The 16759-nt window shown below is 48.8% G+C and carries 16 protein-coding genes; 15 read left to right on the top strand and 1 reads right to left on the bottom strand.

Annotation, left to right across the window (positions count from 1 at the left end; all coding sequences use genetic code 11):
* The first annotated feature begins 4 nt into the window (after nucleotides 1–4).
* From SHK35_RS11445 to SHK35_RS11375, 15 genes are all read left to right on the top strand, one after another.
* Nucleotides 5–1069, top strand: coding sequence for an SH3 domain-containing protein (locus SHK35_RS11445; RefSeq protein WP_318709861.1), 1065 nt, complete (start codon nucleotides 5–7; stop codon nucleotides 1067–1069).
* A 105-nt stretch (nucleotides 1070–1174) separates the two neighbouring features.
* Complete coding sequence (locus SHK35_RS11440; RefSeq protein ID WP_318709859.1) at nucleotides 1175–1939, top strand: alpha/beta fold hydrolase; 765 nt, start codon at nucleotides 1175–1177, stop codon at nucleotides 1937–1939.
* Between the two features lie 153 nt (nucleotides 1940–2092).
* Nucleotides 2093–4096, top strand: coding sequence for a methyl-accepting chemotaxis protein (locus SHK35_RS11435; protein ID WP_318709857.1), 2004 nt, complete (start codon nucleotides 2093–2095; stop codon nucleotides 4094–4096).
* A gap of 10 nt (nucleotides 4097–4106) precedes the next feature.
* Nucleotides 4107–4559 carry an FMN-binding protein gene (locus tag SHK35_RS11430; protein WP_318705369.1) on the top strand — a complete coding sequence of 151 codons (453 nt, stop codon included), beginning with the start codon at nucleotides 4107–4109 and terminating at the stop codon, nucleotides 4557–4559.
* 52 nt (nucleotides 4560–4611) lie between these two features.
* Entirely contained in the window at nucleotides 4612–5604 is a 993-nt protein-coding gene (locus SHK35_RS11425; protein ID WP_318709855.1) for a hypothetical protein, read from the top strand.
* A gap of 105 nt (nucleotides 5605–5709) precedes the next feature.
* Nucleotides 5710–6249 carry a hypothetical protein gene (locus SHK35_RS11420; RefSeq protein ID WP_318705371.1) on the top strand — a complete coding sequence of 180 codons (540 nt, stop codon included), beginning with the start codon at nucleotides 5710–5712 and terminating at the stop codon, nucleotides 6247–6249.
* Nucleotides 6227–6745, top strand: a complete 519-nt coding sequence (locus SHK35_RS11415) for a hypothetical protein (RefSeq protein WP_318709882.1) — start codon at nucleotides 6227–6229, stop codon at nucleotides 6743–6745. The genes SHK35_RS11420 and SHK35_RS11415 overlap by 23 nt, the downstream gene beginning before the upstream one ends.
* Nucleotides 6746–6982: 237 nt before the next feature.
* The gene (locus SHK35_RS11410) at nucleotides 6983–7588 is read left to right on the top strand and encodes a CDP-alcohol phosphatidyltransferase family protein (RefSeq protein ID WP_318709854.1); all 606 of its coding nucleotides are present in this window, start codon (nucleotides 6983–6985) and stop codon (nucleotides 7586–7588) included.
* 54 nt (nucleotides 7589–7642) lie between these two features.
* Complete coding sequence (locus tag SHK35_RS11405) at nucleotides 7643–9043, top strand: phospholipase D-like domain-containing protein (protein ID WP_318709852.1); 1401 nt, start codon at nucleotides 7643–7645, stop codon at nucleotides 9041–9043.
* Nucleotides 9044–9055: 12 nt separating this feature from the next.
* A complete protein-coding gene (gene vanR / locus SHK35_RS11400) occupies nucleotides 9056–9751 on the top strand; it encodes a VanR-ABDEGLN family response regulator transcription factor (RefSeq protein ID WP_318705375.1) in 696 nt (231 codons plus the stop codon).
* Nucleotides 9744–10874 (top strand): vancomycin resistance histidine kinase VanS, encoded by a 1131-nt coding sequence (vanS, locus tag SHK35_RS11395; RefSeq protein ID WP_318709850.1) that lies wholly within the window; start codon nucleotides 9744–9746, stop codon nucleotides 10872–10874. The genes vanR and vanS overlap by 8 nt, the downstream gene beginning before the upstream one ends.
* A gap of 131 nt (nucleotides 10875–11005) precedes the next feature.
* On the top strand, nucleotides 11006–12058 hold the full coding sequence (vanG, locus tag SHK35_RS11390; protein ID WP_318709849.1) for a D-alanine--D-serine ligase VanG: 1053 nt from the start codon (nucleotides 11006–11008) through the stop codon (nucleotides 12056–12058).
* A 5-nt stretch (nucleotides 12059–12063) separates the two neighbouring features.
* Nucleotides 12064–12840: a M15 family metallopeptidase gene (locus SHK35_RS11385; RefSeq protein WP_318709880.1), complete on the top strand. Its 777-nt coding sequence runs from the start codon at nucleotides 12064–12066 to the stop codon at nucleotides 12838–12840.
* The gene (gene vanT, locus SHK35_RS11380; protein ID WP_318709847.1) at nucleotides 12837–14990 is read left to right on the top strand and encodes a serine racemase VanT catalytic subunit; all 2154 of its coding nucleotides are present in this window, start codon (nucleotides 12837–12839) and stop codon (nucleotides 14988–14990) included. Before SHK35_RS11385 ends, vanT begins: the two co-directional genes overlap by 4 nt.
* A gap of 159 nt (nucleotides 14991–15149) precedes the next feature.
* Nucleotides 15150–16001 (top strand): C39 family peptidase, encoded by an 852-nt coding sequence (locus SHK35_RS11375; protein ID WP_318709846.1) that lies wholly within the window; start codon nucleotides 15150–15152, stop codon nucleotides 15999–16001.
* A 33-nt stretch (nucleotides 16002–16034) separates the two neighbouring features.
* Here the strand turns inward: SHK35_RS11375 and SHK35_RS11370 are convergent, their stop codons facing one another.
* The gene (locus tag SHK35_RS11370; protein ID WP_318709845.1) at nucleotides 16035–16565 is read right to left on the bottom strand and encodes an ECF transporter S component; all 531 of its coding nucleotides are present in this window, start codon (nucleotides 16563–16565) and stop codon (nucleotides 16035–16037) included.
* Nucleotides 16566–16759: the final 194 nt, after the last annotated feature.

Here is a 16759-nt window from a genome sequence, read left to right as displayed (position 1 = left end):
AGTAATGACGGAGTTAGAAGTCAGACAGAAAGTTTTGGATACGGCAGAACAGTTTCTTGGCTGTAAGGAATCTGACGGTTCACATAAGAAAATCATTGACATCTACAACGGCCACAAGCCCTTGGCACGTAGCTATAAAGTAAAGTACACTGACGCATGGTGTGCAACCTATGTTTCAGCCGTCAGCATCCTGTGCGGCTATACTGACATCATGTTTACAGAGTGCGGATGCGGGGCCATGATTCAGCTGTATCAGAACGCTGGACGCTGGCAGGAACGTGATGACTATGTGCCGTCACCCGCAGACATCATCATGTATGACTGGGATGATTCAGGAAACGGCGATTGTGTTGGTTATCCTGAACACGTAGGATTTGTAAAATCCGTATCCGGTAACACTATCAAGGTAATGGAAGGCAACAAGTCCGATGCGGTCGGATACCGCACGCTGGAAATCAATGGCCGCTACATCAGGGGCTATTGTCTGCCGAACTACGCAGCCAAGGCCACGGGGGAGACATCCAGCGTTACGGATGAAAAGCCCGCAGACAGCGGCAGCGGTTCATCCGGTGACCTGAATCGTTCTGTGAAGTGGACTGGCAGAGTGACCGCAAGTTCTCTGAACGTCAGGACGTGGGCCGGAACGGAATATGATGAATGTTCTTTCAGCCCGCTTGATAATGGCACAGAAATCGGAGTGTGTGATACCGTTCAGGCAAAGGACGGTTCCCTGTGGTATTACATCAAGCATAATGGCAAGTACGGATTCGTTCATTCTGCCTATGTCGCAAAGAAGGTGAGTGCATCCGAACCTGACAGCCCGGTCAGTATGAAGGTTGACTATGCACGGTCAAAGAATGACGCTTTTGCCGGAACATATGAGACAACCGCAAACCTGAACTTGAGGACGGGAGCCGGGACAGGTAAGCCCATCCAGCTGACCATCCCCAAAGGGGACAAGGTTACCTGCTACGGCTTTTACACTGCTGCTGGCGGCGTAAACTGGTATCTGGTGGCCTATCAGACAAAGACCGGATTTGTGTCCAGCGAATACCTGAAAAGGCAGTAAGGGCGTGTTTCTAATTTGTTACTAAATGCCTAAGATTTGAGGGGATACACAAGGACTTGAAAACTGAACTTTTCAGGAAATACGGGGTTTTTGCGGGGTGGTGTAATGATGAAATTTATGGTATATTGGGATCAATTGGGATGTGGAGTTAACAATTGTGTGATTGATGATAACTTTACAATTGATTCCTTTGTACAAATGACAATTGATTTGGTGCGTGAAATAAAGAAACGATATCCTGGTCAAAAAGTATATATTTTTGCCATGTCATGGGGCTCCATATTGAGCGCGAAAATATTGGAGGCGGACAGCCATATGGTTGACGGCGTTGTAGTATGGGGACAAATAATAAAAGATGTATTTTTTAATGAAGAAGTAATAAATACATTGGAAAATTCCAGGATTCCCAGAAAAAATTTGGAAGCCATAAAAGGCATACGCAAGGAGAGTGTTTCTCCCAAAGAGTTTCAAATGCTTGCTGCAGGCATCAGAAAATACACATCGGGATATCAAAATAAAGCAGGAAAAAAAGCTGCGGCTGGAAAAATCATAAAGGGATTGTTTACAAGTCCGGATTATAAGATAAAGGATTTCAAAGCCATTATGATCAATGGCTATCAAAAAAATCAATCCTTGTGGAAAGAAATCATTTATTTGGATTTATCAAAATTGTTGTCCGGGGTTCAGATTCCCTATATTATTCTACAGGGAGATACGGATATTGTGACGTCTGCGGCGGAGGCCAGCCGGCTGGCTGAGACCGCTGATAATGATAATCTAAAATGTGAGATCGTGAAAAACTCAGGCCATTTGCCGGGAAGGGAGGGGATGGACAGAGTTTTTGAGAAGCTATGTTTATTTGAACAATAAGCTCGATTGATGCTTCTGATGCAGAGAATAGGGAAAATCAGCAGGAAAAGAAAAATTAGAAGAAAATAAGTGAAAAAGGGTTTGCACTGTGATAGAATACCGATGCACTCATGAGAGTTGAGAACTCTGTAAGACGATGAAAGGGAACATAAAATGAAAGAGACTCTTAAAACAGCAAAAAATAGAAAACAGAAGCGCAGTATCAAGCAGATTATTGTACGTTACATGACCATGGTATCTGTTACCTTGGGAGTTGTGCTGGTTTTTCTGATGATTGCAGCGTCAACTATTTCCACATCCTCGGTACTGAGCGACAGTCTGCAGGTTTTGGCTAGAATCTCTGCACAGAACATAGGCGCCAATCTGCATTTGCTGGCAGATCGGATGGACAATATGGTGCAGAAACCAGAGTGGACGGATCCGGAGGTGTCTTTTGCAGAAAAGCAGGAATTGATTGACGAGAGTAAGAAGCGCATAGAATTTGTATGGATTGCTGCTTATGATGCTTCCGGCAACAAGCTGTATGGTGACGCTGCAGCGCCGGAATCTATTGCGGACAAGGACTATTATGAATATCTGACTGTCACAAACAATATATCCATTGGAAGACCGGAGTACGATAACGGTATCTGGCAGATCTGTGTGGGGAATCCGGTTACAGATGCGGAAGGAGCGGTGAGCGCATACCTGGTTGGAAGCTATAAGTACGACATGCTCAATGACGTGCTGTCCAATATTAATATAGGAGCCGGTGGATTGGCGTATATTGTGGATCAGCAGGGGAACATCATCGGTGACAAAGATGTGGAAGCTATGGGGGAGGCGAGGAATCTGTATGAAATGTACAAAACTGCCAGGAACCAGGAGGTCTTTGACTCCATGCTGAGCTTCCAATCCAATGCCCGGTCCGTATTTTTGGGGACTGAGCAGCACTACATAGCGTATTCTCCCATACCGGGAACAAATTGGACTTTAATGATAGCGGCGCCGGGAGCAGATTTTCTGGGAGTGATGATGGGAACCTTGGCAGTCAGCATTCTGGTTATTGTAATATTGCAGGTTTGTGCAAGAAGGATGACGGTAGGAGCTGCGGATAAAATAGCCGGTTCTCTTCTTCTGGCAGCTCAGAGGCTGAAGCTGCTGTCGGCGGGAGATCTGAAGGAGGAAGTGGTATTTGCAGATAATAACATAGAGGCGGAGACGCTTACCACAGCTCTTTCTGCCACCATAACGAAGCTGGCGTCATACATTGATGATATAACAGAGTATTTGGGTCTGCTTTCTTCCGGGGATTATTCTCATGATGTGAAGGATACCTTTGAAGGTGATTTTGTGGCGATCAAGGATGCGCTGTCCTCTATAACTGCGTCTTTAAATGATACAATGGAGCGTATTAATCAGGCTTCATTGGCTGTCCGAAATAATTCCTCTGAGACATCCTCCTGTGCGAAAAAGCTGTATGACGGTTCCATGGAGCAGTCTGCAGCCTTGAAGAGGCTTACGGGGAAGATGGAGGTCATCACCCATAAAACAGATGAAATCGATGAGAATGCAGAGCGTGTGAAACGCAGTGCCGATGTGGCAAGAGAGCGCGTGGAAAACGGACGTCAGCAAATGAACGATATGCTTTCTACCATGAACAGCATTCATGAAGATATGAAAGAGATTATCACCATCAGTCAGCTGATCGAAGAGATTTCCTCCCAGACCAGCCTGCTGTCTCTGAATGCGTCCATAGAAGCTGCTCATGCCGGCGAATCCGGGAAGGGCTTTGCCATTGTGGCACAGCAGATCGGCGTGCTGGCAAACCAGACCGCCGAGGCTTTGAATAAAACGGGCGACATTATCAGTAAGGCCAGCCAGTCCATTGAGGAGGGAATGAAGCAGGCGGAGGCCACAGCAGAATCCTTCGGTCATGTAAACAAGGCTACAGCAGACTTTAAAGAGATTTCCAATAATCTGATCCACATTACCGTGGAACAAAAGGAGGCAATCCAAATGGCATCCCAGGAGGTGCAGATAGTATTGTCTATTGCGGATACCAATCAGGATTTTGCAAGGGAAATGGATGAAACAGCCGCCCTATCCCTTTGCCAGGCGCAGGAGCTGGAACAGATCGTATCTGTGGTAAAACTGAGAAAAGGACAGGAGGGCTGAAAGAGATAAGATGAAGAATGTCAGAAGGATAAAAATAGGACTTGCGGCTGTTATGCTGCTTTTTGCGCTGGCGCTTGGTGGATGCGGCAGCTCTGATGAGCTGAAGGATGGTTATTACACTGCGGAAATGTCAGAATTTTCTAATGGCTGGAAGGAGTATCTGGTGATTCAGATCAGCCATGGGAATATTGTGTCTGCGGAATTCAACGCCAAAAACGCAAGCGGTTTTATTAAGGCTTGGGATAATTCCTATATGAAGAATATGCTGACCATACAGGGAACCTATCCCAATGAATATACAAGAGAGTATACCCGGCAGCTTTTGGAAGAGCAGATGGATTTCGAAGTGGATGCTGTGACAGGAGCTTCCACCTCAGGAGGAAATTTCGTAAGGCTGGTTCATGCTGCTTTGGAACAGGCAGAAAAAGGAGATTCTGCAACTGTTATTGTGGAATCATATTGATTCCGAAGACGAAAGGAAGGCTGCGCCGGAAAGCCTTTGAAAGGAAGACATTATGAAGAAAATGGCAGTGGCCGTATGTACGGTTTTAGCGCTGGTATCCGCAGGCTGCGGAAACGAATCGTCTGTAGTCGGTGAGCATACAGAAGCGGAAGAAAGCTCTGTTTTTGAAACGACGCAGGAAGAGATGCCGGAAGAAATACAAAAAGAAACACAGCAGGAGGCTTTGGAGGAATGGAATGAGGAAGCGGCTAAGGCTGCAAAGGTTTATGAATACTGGGGGGATTTTAAAGACGAGAAGAATCTGCCCTACGCAGACGAGGCCACTGTTTCGCTGCTTCTGGATGCCTATGGGGAATTTGAGTACGAGGGAAGCTTTGAGACAGGAAGCCAGAAGTACTACAGCAAATACATAGAAAAGTATAAACGTCTGGTGGACAGTGAGGTCCCATTTTTGGACGATGAGGGGGAAGCTTTTTATGTAAATGAGTACGAGTGGCGGGAGGCGTATTCAAATGCCAGATATTACTATTATTTTTTTGACATAGATGGAGACGATGAGCCGGAGCTTGGGATTTTGGGGACTTCGGGCAATTATTTTTTGAATGTGTATGATTATGACAGGGAAGCGGACGAATTCCGCCTGTGGTACTCTGAAGGAGGCGATGCTGCACCGGGAGGGGAGAGGAAGATCTTTTGGGTAGACTTTATGCACATTGGCCTGCGGTATGGCTTTCATCAGCTGGACGCAGAGGGGAAGGAAGAGGCGGAAGGATTCTTTTTTTTCACTCCCTTTAATGAGGAGGAAACTCTCTGTGCGGTTATGGTGCCCAGGTATGCGGATGAGAGCCGGGAAATAGCGCTGACGGATGAAATGAAAAGCCGGGGCATTTATGTCACATCCTATGGCGGAATGTGGTTTTTCAGAATACCCCAGGCGGAGTTTGCAGAATTGGAAAAAGCGTATGAGGAAGCGCGTATGGAGGCGGAAAAGCGCAGGGAGGAAGTAACCTATACCTATGAGGAATTGTTTGGTGAAGAAAGTTGAAAAGCTGCGCTTTCTGAAATGCCAGATTAATATGACATTGTCAAGAGCGTCTGCCAGAGCGTCAAAGCTTGATTTGCTGAAAACCATTATGACAGGGAGGCATCTATGAACGATACAGTATTTGTAAACGGCAGGGAGTATACGATCCTTAAACTGCTGGGGAAGGGGAAAGGGGGATATTCTTATCTTGCGCGAACAGGGAATGAGGAGGTGGTGGTAAAGCAGATTCACCATGAGCCTTGTGCCTACTACCAGTTTGGAAATAAGATGGAGGCTGAAATATCGGATTACAAACGCTTGCAGGATATAGGGATTCCTATGCCCCAAATGATAGAGGCGGATATAGAAAATGAGAGAATTGTGAAGGAATATATCGCAGGCGATACGGTATATGAGCTGGTTTTAAAGGACAAACTGCCGGAAAATTGTCTGTGCCAGATGAAATCCATGTGTGATTTGTTATATAAGGCTAAGACGAACATCGATTATTTTCCAACCAATTTTATTTTACGGGATGGAATTTTATATTATGTAGATTACGAATGCAATGATTACATGGAAGAGTGGAATTTTGAAAACTGGGGAATAAAATATTGGTCAAAGACGCCGGAATTTTTGAAATATGTCAAAGAGCATTCCGGGTAACAAAATATTGGTCTTTATTTTTCTGGGAGCCTTGAGAAATCGAGGCTCTTTTTTAGATTTTAAAGAGCAATCAATTAATATTTTGCAAACAATATTTCAATGTTCCAGAAACATTAAGGATATAAAATACAAGCAACAACAAAAGGTTAATATGAATAATTTTAAGGAGGCTAAAGAAATGTCAGATTCCAAATTTGTAAAAGTGAATGAGAAAATTGCCAAGGGTGTAACCAGCGGTTTTCAGAAGATCGAGGATGGTGTTGTGGGAGGCTACAAAAAGATCGAGGACGGAGTTGTGGGAGCCTATAAGAAAGTTGAGGATGCGTTTGTAGACAAATTCCTCACTCGTGAAGGCGAATCCGTGGAGGATGCCAAAAAGCGCATGGAAGCAGAACAGGCCGCTCGTGAGGAAGCTGACCGGCAGGCGGCCGGGAAACGTGCCGCTGACCAACAGGCCGGAATGGATGCAAGTACCGATATTGGCAGAACCAGCTGACGGCTAAGGCGCTTTTTCGCTGTTTCGCAGCTGCCTTTGCTCATTATCGGGCGCTCCGCTCATAAGCTGCACAACAAGCTCTTGACAAAAAGAGCCCGGGCAAAGCATAATTGTAATAATGTATGATCAGAGAGTAGGGAAAAGATTGAAAATTAAAATTTTCAATCCGGAATTTGTGCTGCCGCACAAAGTTCCTTCTGATTACAAAGCCGCTCACACGGCAGAATGAGAGGAAACATGAAAGACAAAAGAAAAGAATACTTTTCCATTCCCAATCTGCTGGGGTATTTTCGTATTTTGCTGGTTCCCGTGTATCTGTTTTTGTATGCCCGGGCGGAAAGCACAAGAGATTATTACGCAGCTGCCGGAGTGATGCTGCTGTCTTTCTTTACGGATTTTCTGGATGGAAAGATTGCCAGGAAATTTCATATGATTACGGAATTCGGCAAAATACTGGACCCTGTTGCGGATAAAATAACCCAGGGCGCCCTGGCCTTAAGCTTTGCCTTCCGGTATCCTGCAGTTTCGGTGCTGCTTTTGGTGTTTGTATTAAAGGAGCTGATTATGGGAGCGCTGGGACTTTATATGATGAGGCGCGGATACCGCATGAATGGTGCAAGTATGCACGGCAAGGTCTGTACTGCACTTTTGGACGGAGTGATGCTGATTCTTCTTCTGGCTGTGGATATTCCGTATCTGGCGGTGAATCTTCTTACAGGAGCCTGCATGGCTGTCATGTTGATTTCCCTGACGCTGTATTTGAAAATGTATTACAGTGTCTTTCGGGATATGAAAAAATCAGGGGATCAGAAAAACAAAGCAAAGCAGCACAGTGCAGAATAGGAGAAGGGGATAAGTGCGGAAAATTGTGCGCAGAGAAAACAGGAGGACAAAGGGATGAAGGGGATCGTCATCGGGATTTTGGCAGCGGCGGCATTCGCTTTGTATGTGGCAGCGGCGTGCATTCCCTTTTACACACAGCCCCAGCTTTCAAAGGAGCAGGAAGCTCAAATAAGAGCAGAGGATTTTTATGGGGAAGCGTATCAGGGAGAGCGCGCTGGGATTCTCTCTGAAAACGGAGAGGCGCTGGAAGAGAGAGTGCGGCTGATTGCCAATGCGAAAGAGCGTATCATACTGTCTACCTTTGACATGATGTCGGACAACAGCGGGAAGATATTGATGGCGGCTTTGCTTGACGCGGCGGAGAGGGGAGTAAAGGTGGAAGTGCTTATGGATGGCTTTCCTTATTTTGCCCATGCCTGGGGAAACCCTTATTTTCTGGCCCTGGCGGGAGCGGAAAACGTGGAGTTTCGGGTTTACAATCCGGTGAATCTCCTAAAGCCCTGGAAGCTTATGGCCCGAATGCACGACAAGTATCTGATCGCAGATGAGGATGTCTATATTCTGGGAGGCAGAAACTGTTACGATTATTTTTTAGGAGACCATGACGGTTATAAAAATTATGACTGGGATGTGCTTGTGCTTACAAAGGCAGGCGCCTCCCTTGATGCGCTTATCAGCTATTTTACCTCTGTCTGGGAGAGCGGAGACTGTGTAACCGTGGGGAAGAGTGCCTTTTGGAGCCATAATCCTTCGGTGGAAAAAGCGGCTGGAGAGCTTGCCGCCCTTTATGAGGAAATAGAGGCAAATCACCCCGGATGGCTGAAGGAGGCGGACTATGAGCAGATGACGGTTCCTGTGCGAAGTATAAGTCTGGTGTCGAACCCCGTTCACACCGGCGTAAAGGAGCCGGTAGTGTATTACACTGTCACAGAGCTTTTATCCCAGCCGGGAGAGCAGGCTTTTTTCCATACGCCTTATATTATGTGCAGCAGCTGGATGATGGAGCGGCTTTCCCAGGTCTGTGAAAAAAATCCTAATATTACTATGATGACCAATTCCGTTGCCAACAACGGAAATCCCTTTGGCGCGGCGGACTATTATGTGCACAGGGAGGAAATTTTGGAAACGGGGCTGCAGGTTTTGGAGTATGACAGCGGCGTTTCCTACCACGGAAAATGCTTTACTGTTGGGGACAGGCTTTCCGGGGTGGGCTCCTTTAACTGGGATATGCGAAGCGTCTATATTGACACGGAGCTGATGCTGGTGATTGACGGAGAGGCTCTTAACAGGCAGCTGCGGGAGGCTATGAGCCGCTATGAGGCGGAAGCATTTTTGATTCGGGACGGGGAGGGCGTGAGGGCGGACGGCGCCAAAATGCAGGAAATGGATAAAAAACAGGAGCTGCGTGTCCGTCTCCTTGCCCCGGCTGCCAAGTGGTTTCGCTTTATTATGTAGAGAGGGTAACGGATGAGTGAGAATATATTGATTGTGGACGATGAACAGGAGATCGCGGACCTGGTGGAGGTATATCTGAAAAATGAGGGCTATCAGGTATATAAATTTTATAATGGCGCAGACGCCCTAAGCTGTGTGGAAACGACACCCTTAAGCCTTGCCATTTTGGATGTGATGCTGCCGGATGTGGATGGCTTTGCCCTGTGTCAGAGAATCAGGCAGAAGCATTTCTTCCCGATTATCATGCTGACGGCAAAAGTGGAGGATATGGACAAGATCACAGGGCTTACACTGGGAGCGGACGACTATATCACAAAGCCCTTTAATCCGCTGGAGCTTATGGCCCGTGTCAAAACCCAGCTTAGAAGGTACAGGCGCTATAATATGGCGGACGCTTCCCAGTCTGAGGAAGAGGAGATTGATATCCGTTCCCTGCATATTGCAAAGGACAGTCATAAATGCACCCTGAATGGAAAGGAGCTGCAGCTGACGCCCATTGAATTTAACATTTTGTGGTATCTGTGCGAGCACAGGGGCAGGGTGGTCTCCTCAGAGGAGCTGTTTGAGACAGTGTGGGGAGAAAAGTACCTGGACAATAATAACACGGTAATGGCTCATATTGCCAGGCTTCGGGAAAAAATGAAGGAGCCTGCCAGAAAGCCGAAATTTATCAAGACAGTGTGGGGGGTGGGCTATACCATTGAATAAACGTGCAGACAAGCGGGGACGAAACAGAGGCTATACCCATAAAAGTGCGGTTACAAGAAAAATTCTGATACAATATGTACTGTCGCTGATTGGATTTGCAGGTCTTTTGCCGGTTTTGGTGATCCTTGCATGGCAGTTTTGTTCTTCCATAACTTGGTACAGCTCCGATCCACTGTGGCGTATCTTAAGCTGGGTGCGGGATTATATTATTTTGGTGGTGGCAGTTGTCTTTCTCATCGGCTGGGTGCTTATCACCTATTATTTTATCTCTAAGCCCCTGCGCTATCTGGATCAGGTGGTGGAGGCCTCCAGGCAGCTTGCGCAGCTGTCGGAAACGCCCATCCAGCTGCCGGAGACCATGCACGGTGTGCAGGATGAGATGAACCTGGTGAGGGAGCAGGCCCTTCGCAATGCGGCGCTGGCCAAGGAGGCGGAGCAGCGAAAAAACGACCTGATTGTTTATCTGGCCCACGACCTAAAGACGCCCTTGACCAGCGTAATCGGCTATCTGACCCTTTTGCGGGATGAGCCTCAGATATCGGAAAAGCTTCGGGAAAAATATACGGGAATCGCTCTTTCCAAGGCGGAACGGCTGGAGGATTTGATCAATGAATTTTTTGATATCACAAGGTTTAATCTGACGGCCATGACCCTGGAGACAGAGCGGGTGAACTTAAGCCGCATGCTGGAGCAGATTGCCAGTGAGTTTGAACCCATTCTGGGGGAAAAGGAGCTTTTCTGGGAGCTTTCCATTGAACCAAATGTGGAAATTGTGTGCGATCCGGACAAGCTGGAGCGGGTGTTTGACAACCTGATCCGCAACGCGGTAAATTACAGCTACAGCAACACTGGCATCCGCATGGGCCTTTTTCAAAAGGAGGGATTTGCGGAGGTCAGAATCTGCAATCAGGGGAAAACCATTCCCAAGGAAAAGCTGAACCGCATTTTTGAGCAGTTTTTCAGGCTGGACGCCTCCCGTTCCTCCAAAACCGGCGGCGCGGGCCTTGGACTTGCAATTTCCAAGGAGATTGTGGAACTGCACGGAGGACAGATTACAGTGCAAAGCGCCGAGGAAAAAATTTTGTTTACCGTCAGGCTTCCTCTTTCGGGAACACCGTCATAAAATTGTAAGAAATTCGGAAGAAAACCGTAAGCAAACAAGAAAAGAAAACGAAAACATAAAAGCTTTTGTTTTGCTACCATCAAGGTATCGAGACAGAAGCTTTTTTCTATGCGGCAGAATGGGAGGTAAAAATGAAGCGTTTAAAAAATGTTGCAGTGATTTTCGGCGGATGCTCTCCGGAATATGAGGTGTCCTTGGAATCTGCCTTTGCAGTCCTTGAAAATATGGACAGGGAAAAATACAACCCGGTGTGCATTGGGATATCCAGACAGGGAGACTGGTTTTATTTTACCGGCGATATTATGAAAATTAAAGAGGACAGGTGGCAGGAAGCAGGAGAGTGTCTGCCGGCCTGCCTGTCTCAAAGCCGCTGTGACCGGTGCCTGTATGTGTTTGAGGAGTCCAATATCGTAAAGCTTCCCTTGGACGGGGCCTTCCCTGTACTCCATGGAAAGAACGGGGAGGACGGCACCGTACAGGGACTGATTGAGCTTGCAGGGATTCCCCTTGTGGGCTGCGGTGTGCTGGCCTCGGCGCTGTGTATGGACAAGGACAGAGCCCACAGGCTTGCAGCTGCGGCAGGAGTGGCTGTACCCAGATCCTTTGCGGTGGAGAAAAGCACGCCAAAGCAGGCTGTGGTGGCCTTCGGCGAGGGCACAGGCTATCCTCTTTTTGTAAAGCCGGTGCGGGCGGGCTCCTCCTTTGGGGTTTCTAAGGTATCGGACAGGGAGGCTCTTTTAAAGGCGGTGGAACAGGCTTTTTCTTATGACGACCGGGTGCTGGTGGAGGAGGCTGTTGAGGGCTTTGAGGTGGGCTGCGCCGTTATGGGAAGGGACAGGCTTAAGACAGGGGAGGTGGATGAGATCGAATTGTCCGGCGGATTCTTTGATTACACTGAAAAATATACGCTGAAGACCTCGGCGATCTACGTGCCTGCGCGGATATCTCCCGGCAAATCCCACGAGATCAAGGAGACTGCAAAGCGTATCTACAAGGCGCTGGACTGTAAGGGCTTTGCCAGAGTGGACATGTTTCTTACTCCCCAGGGCAGGATCGTCTTTAACGAGGTAAATACCATTCCGGGCTTTACACAGCACAGCAGATTTCCCGGCATGATGAAGGCGGCGGGTCTTTCCTTCAAAGAAATGCTGGATCAGATTTTAGAGGAGGCGGTAGAGACTTGAATACAGTGCTTTTGACGAAAAAGGATGTTTACAGAGGAAACCTGATATTGGTTAACAGCCATTGGGAATATCAGGAAACGTCAAAGGATTCCCTGCTTCCTGTGCGGGAGGGTTTCCCCGTCCTGCTGCAGAGGAGGGCGGTAACGCTGCTTTCCAGCCTTATGGAGGAAATCCGGGGCTGGAACCATATTGTGCCGGTGAGCGGCTACCGCTCCTATGAAGAGCAGCAGGAAATCTGGGACGGCTCCCTTCAGGAAAATGGAAGAACCTTTACGGAAAAGTTTGTGGCCCTTCCCAGGCACAGCGAGCACCAGACGGGGCTTGCCATTGATCTTGGCTTAAAGCAGGAGAAGATTGATTTTATCTGTCCTGACTTTCCCTACAGCGGCATATGCCAGCGCTTCAGACAGCGGGCGGGAGACTATGGCTTCGTGGAGCGCTATCCGGCGGGAAAGGAGGCCGTGACAGGCATCGGCCATGAGCCCTGGCATTTCCGCTATGTGGGGATGCCTCACGGGGCTATTATGAGCAGTCTGGGACTTGTGCTGGAGGAATACCTGGATTTCTTAAAGGAGTATGTTTACGAAGAAAGACCCTATCGGTATGAAAGGGCAGGAGCGGTGATAGAGGTATCCTATCTGCCCTGTACCTCGGAGAATGTCCAGCTTGGGATGGATGAGGGGATTCCCTATTCCTTCTCCGGAAACAACATGGACGGCTATATCATTACCAAATGGTGCCTGGGCGGGAAAGGAGCGGTTCTGGGAGGTGTGGGAGCGTGAATGCAAAAAAGAGAGCGTATGAGCTGGGAGGACTGGATGTGTTTCGCCTGGCGGCCGCTCTTTTGGTGGCGGCGATCCACACCTCTCCCCTGGAGGATATAAGCGCAGGTGCAGACTTCTTCCTGACCAGAATTCTTGCCAGGATAGCGGTGCCCTTTTTCTTTATGGTGACAGGGCAGTTTGTGCTGGGCGGCTTTGGTGTGGCCAGCCATGTGAAGAAGCTGGCCCTTATGTACGGCGGCGCCGTGTTACTATATCTTCCCATTGGAATTTATGCGGGACATTATGAGGACATCGGGATTTGGGGACTTTTGCGGATGCTTCTTGTGGATGGAACCTTCTATCATCTGTGGTATTTCCCCGCATGTATTCTGGGAATCGGCGTGGTGTGCCTGCTTCGGCGCATGCTGCCTGAAAGGCTTTTGCTGCCTGTGTGCGTCCTTTTGTATGGGATGGGGCTTTTAGGAGACAGCTATTTCGGGCTTCTTGCCTATGCGCCGGGGATAAAGCAGGCTTATGAGCTTTTCTTCCAGATTTCCTCCTACACCAGAAACGGATTGCTTTTTGCCCCTTTGTTTCTTCTTATGGGATGGAAGGCTGGAGAGACCTGGGGATTGAAAAAGGGAAAACTGACAGAAAAGCCCATTTTCCTGGCGGCTGCTTCACTGGCCTTCTTTGGCCTTATGACGGTGGAGGGCTTTACCCTTCGGTTCTTTGGGCTGCAGCGTCATGACAGTATGTATGTGATGCTGGCGCCTTGCATGTATTTCCTGTACCGATGGATTATGGTCTGGCAGATCAGGCAGAGGAGGGAGCTTCGCACTGTCTCCGCCTGGTTTTATGTGCTGCATCCCGCTGTGATCGTAGTGGTGCGGGGAGCTGCAGGAGTGCTGGGCCTTACCGGTGTTTTGGTGGAAAACAGTCTGGTGCATTATCTGGCGGTATGTGTGGGTTCTTTGGCTGCTTCGGTGGTTCTTCTTTGGATGGGGAGGGCATTTTCCCGTAAAAGGAAGGATAGAGAAAGGGCCGCAAAAACCGCCAGGGCCTGGATTACTCTGGATAGGCAGGCGCTCAGAAGGAATGTGGCGGTTTTGCGGGAAAATCTCCCAAAGGACTGTGAGCTGATGCCCGCAGTGAAGGCCGACGCCTACGGGCATGGAGCGGCGTTGATCGCAAGGGAGCTTGCAGCCTGTGGCGTGGGGGCCTTTTGCGTGGCGGAGATAGGAGAGGGAATTGCCCTGCGAAAGGCGGGAGTCCGCGGAGATATTTTGGTACTGGGCTATACGGCCCCCCAGGAGGCTTCCCAGCTTATCCGCTACGGCCTGACCCAGACAGTGATCGATCTATCCTATGCCAAGGGGCTGAATGAATGTCTCAAAAGGAGGCTTCCTGTGCATATTGCGCTGGACACTGGAATGCACAGGCTGGGTGTGCCGAGAGGCGATATGGAGGCTCTGCGGGAAATCTTTGGAATGAAGAGGCTTTCGGTAAAGGGGATTTTCACTCATCTTTGTGCGGACGACACAAATCTGGAAGAGGACAAGGCCTATACCAGAATGCAGGCCAGAAGGTTTTTCCAGACGGTGGAGCGGCTTTCGGCGGAGGGCTTTGACTGTGGAAAAATCCATTTGACCGCCAGCTATGGAGTGGTGAATTATCCTGCCCTTGGCGGCGATTATGCCAGAGTTGGCATCGCCCTGTACGGGGTGTTGAGCACAAAAAAGGACAGTGAAGAATGCAGGCTTCCTCTTTCGCCGGTGCTTTCCTTAAAGGCCCGGGTGGCTTTGATCAAAAAGCTGCATAAGGGGGAGGCCGCAGGCTATGGGCGAGCTTTCGTGGCAGAGCGGGAAATGACCATTGGGGTTGTGACCATCGGCTACGGGGACGGACTTCCCCGCTCCCTGTCCTGTGGAAAGGGGGCGGTGCTCATCAGAGGGCGCCGGGCTCCCATTCTGGGACGCATCTGCATGGATCAGACCATTGTGGATGTAAGCGACATCAAGGAAGTGTGTCCCGGAGACATTGCCGTGGTGATCGGCAGGTCGGGGGAAGAGGAGATTGGCGCGGGGGATGTGGCCGAATGGTCCGGCTCCATCACAAATGAAGTACTGAGCCGTCTGGGCAAAAGACTGGAGAGAGTAATAGATTGAAAAATCACTCTGATGAGCTGATTTTTCAATCCCAAATTTGTGCCGGAGCGTCACAAATTTGTCTGATGGCAGATGAGAAACCGCCTGCGCGGATTTCTCATCGCCCCGTCGCGTAAAAACGCTCTGGAATGGATGATTAGATTGAGGAATGAGAGAAATATGAGATCACAGATAGAGCTGATTGATGTAAGTGGGGCAAAAAGGCGGAGGAGACAAAAAAGGAGAAGAAGGCTGCGGCTGGTATTTAGAATTTTTGCAGCGGTTTTTCTGCTGGGGGTTTTAGGGCGGCTGCTGTGGGGAACGGGGTTCATGGAGGAGCTGTCTGCTTTCACAAAGCTTCCCTGGCCCTTTGGAAGCAAAGAAGAGCAGGAACAACTGGAGCAGATTTATGCGAAAGAGGACAGCTATCCGCCGGAGCTTTTGGAAGCCCTGGAAAAAAATCCGGAGCTGCTTTCCTTTGTGGAGGGATATCTTTCCTCCGACGGCAGTGTGACGGGAGGACTGACGGAGGAAGAGCTGTCACAGGATTTCCCATTGCTTTTGCAGTATGACGCCCGCTGGGGATATGCGCCCTACGGAGACAACAATATTGCGCTGTCGGGCTGTGCGCCCACTTGTCTTTCCATGGTGGTTACAGCCCTTCGAAAAAATGGGGATGCGCCTCCCAACGTAGTGGCTGATTATGCCATGGAAAGGGGCTATTATCAGGACGGTGTGGGCACCATGTGGAGCCTGATGACAGAAGGAGCGCCGGATTTTGGCGTCCGGGGAGAGGAGATCGGACTGGATAAAAACCTGATTTTTGCAAGACTAGAGGAAGGCTCTCCCATTATCTGCAGTATGCGTCCCGGAGATTTTACCACCACAGGACATTTTATTGTGCTTGTGGGGATACAGGATGGGAAGATTGTGGTGAACGATCCCTACAGCAGGGAGCGCAGCGAAAAGCTGTGGGATTATGAGACCTTGGAGTATCAGATCAAAAATCTATGGGCATTCAGTCTTTTGTGACAGACATGCCCATGTTCTGCGCTCCTCTTGTGATTAAGCTTCGATGAGTCTGGCCTTTTTTAAGGCGAGATAGATTACCGGAATCAGAATCAGCTGCAGGAGGATACCCGGAAGGGTGCTGATAAAATATGAGGAAGCCCATAGGGAGAAAGAATAATTTCCGGCAGAAAAAAAGAGAGCCCTGGCCAGACCGGCGATGATGCGTCCCGCAAACATGGCGGCGATGAGGCTGAGGTAAAGGTTCAAAGTGAGACTTTTCGTATGGATAAGCCTCATGAGAAGGCCGGAGAGGAAGCCGTAGGCGGCCAGCTCTAAAATCATGGAGGGGAGAATGGCCATGCCGGGCATTCCTGTGAGCAGGCTGGACAGTACAGGCCCTAAAATGCCGCATAAAAGCCCAAAGGGCCAGCCGCACACCAAACCGCATAAAAGTACGGGAAGGTGCATGGGAGACAGCAGGGTGCCGGCGTTTGGAATCAGATGCAGCGCTATGGGGAGTACAATGCAGAGTGCAATGCACATGGCGGTAATCACTGATTTTTTTGACAGGGTTAGTTTTTTCATGATAATTTCTCCATTCTGCGCCGCCCTTTATGGGAAAACGACATTGTGCCGGGCAGCGCGCAGACACATACAAAAAAATGCCGCGAAAACAAAGCTCTTTTTCGAAAGAGCACAAGCCTTCGTGGCATTTTTCCATTCATATTTTCTATTTCTTATCATACACGGTCGGAAGAATTTGTCAAGATTTTATTGAA

Origin of the sequence: Candidatus Acetatifactor stercoripullorum (assembly GCF_944382095.1) — a bacterium.
GTDB lineage: Bacteria > Bacillota > Clostridia > Lachnospirales > Lachnospiraceae > Acetatifactor > Acetatifactor stercoripullorum.
Note: the sequence above shows the minus strand (reverse complement) of the source record. Positions and strands in the feature narration are given on the sequence as shown.

What these genes read in the sequence shown, in the direction of transcription:
- SHK35_RS11375 (WP_318709846.1), top strand. Translation starts at nt 15,150, where the DNA reads ATGAGATCACAGATAGAGCTGATTGATGTAAGTGGGGCAAAAAGGCGG.
- SHK35_RS11420 (WP_318705371.1), top strand. Translation starts at nt 5,710, where the DNA reads ATGAACGATACAGTATTTGTAAACGGCAGGGAGTATACGATCCTTAAA.
- SHK35_RS11435 (WP_318709857.1), top strand. Translation starts at nt 2,093, where the DNA reads ATGAAAGAGACTCTTAAAACAGCAAAAAATAGAAAACAGAAGCGCAGT.
- vanR (WP_318705375.1), top strand. Translation starts at nt 9,056, where the DNA reads ATGAGTGAGAATATATTGATTGTGGACGATGAACAGGAGATCGCGGAC.
- SHK35_RS11440 (WP_318709859.1), top strand. Translation starts at nt 1,175, where the DNA reads ATGATGAAATTTATGGTATATTGGGATCAATTGGGATGTGGAGTTAAC.
- vanG (WP_318709849.1), top strand. Translation starts at nt 11,006, where the DNA reads ATGAAGCGTTTAAAAAATGTTGCAGTGATTTTCGGCGGATGCTCTCCG.
- SHK35_RS11410 (WP_318709854.1), top strand. Translation starts at nt 6,983, where the DNA reads ATGAAAGACAAAAGAAAAGAATACTTTTCCATTCCCAATCTGCTGGGG.
- SHK35_RS11415 (WP_318709882.1), top strand. Translation starts at nt 6,227, where the DNA reads ATGTCAAAGAGCATTCCGGGTAACAAAATATTGGTCTTTATTTTTCTG.
- SHK35_RS11370 (WP_318709845.1), bottom strand. Translation starts at nt 16,565, where the DNA reads ATGAAAAAACTAACCCTGTCAAAAAAATCAGTGATTACCGCCATGTGC.
- SHK35_RS11430 (WP_318705369.1), top strand. Translation starts at nt 4,107, where the DNA reads ATGAAGAATGTCAGAAGGATAAAAATAGGACTTGCGGCTGTTATGCTG.
- SHK35_RS11445 (WP_318709861.1), top strand. Translation starts at nt 5, where the DNA reads ATGACGGAGTTAGAAGTCAGACAGAAAGTTTTGGATACGGCAGAACAG.
- SHK35_RS11405 (WP_318709852.1), top strand. Translation starts at nt 7,643, where the DNA reads ATGAAGGGGATCGTCATCGGGATTTTGGCAGCGGCGGCATTCGCTTTG.
- SHK35_RS11425 (WP_318709855.1), top strand. Translation starts at nt 4,612, where the DNA reads ATGAAGAAAATGGCAGTGGCCGTATGTACGGTTTTAGCGCTGGTATCC.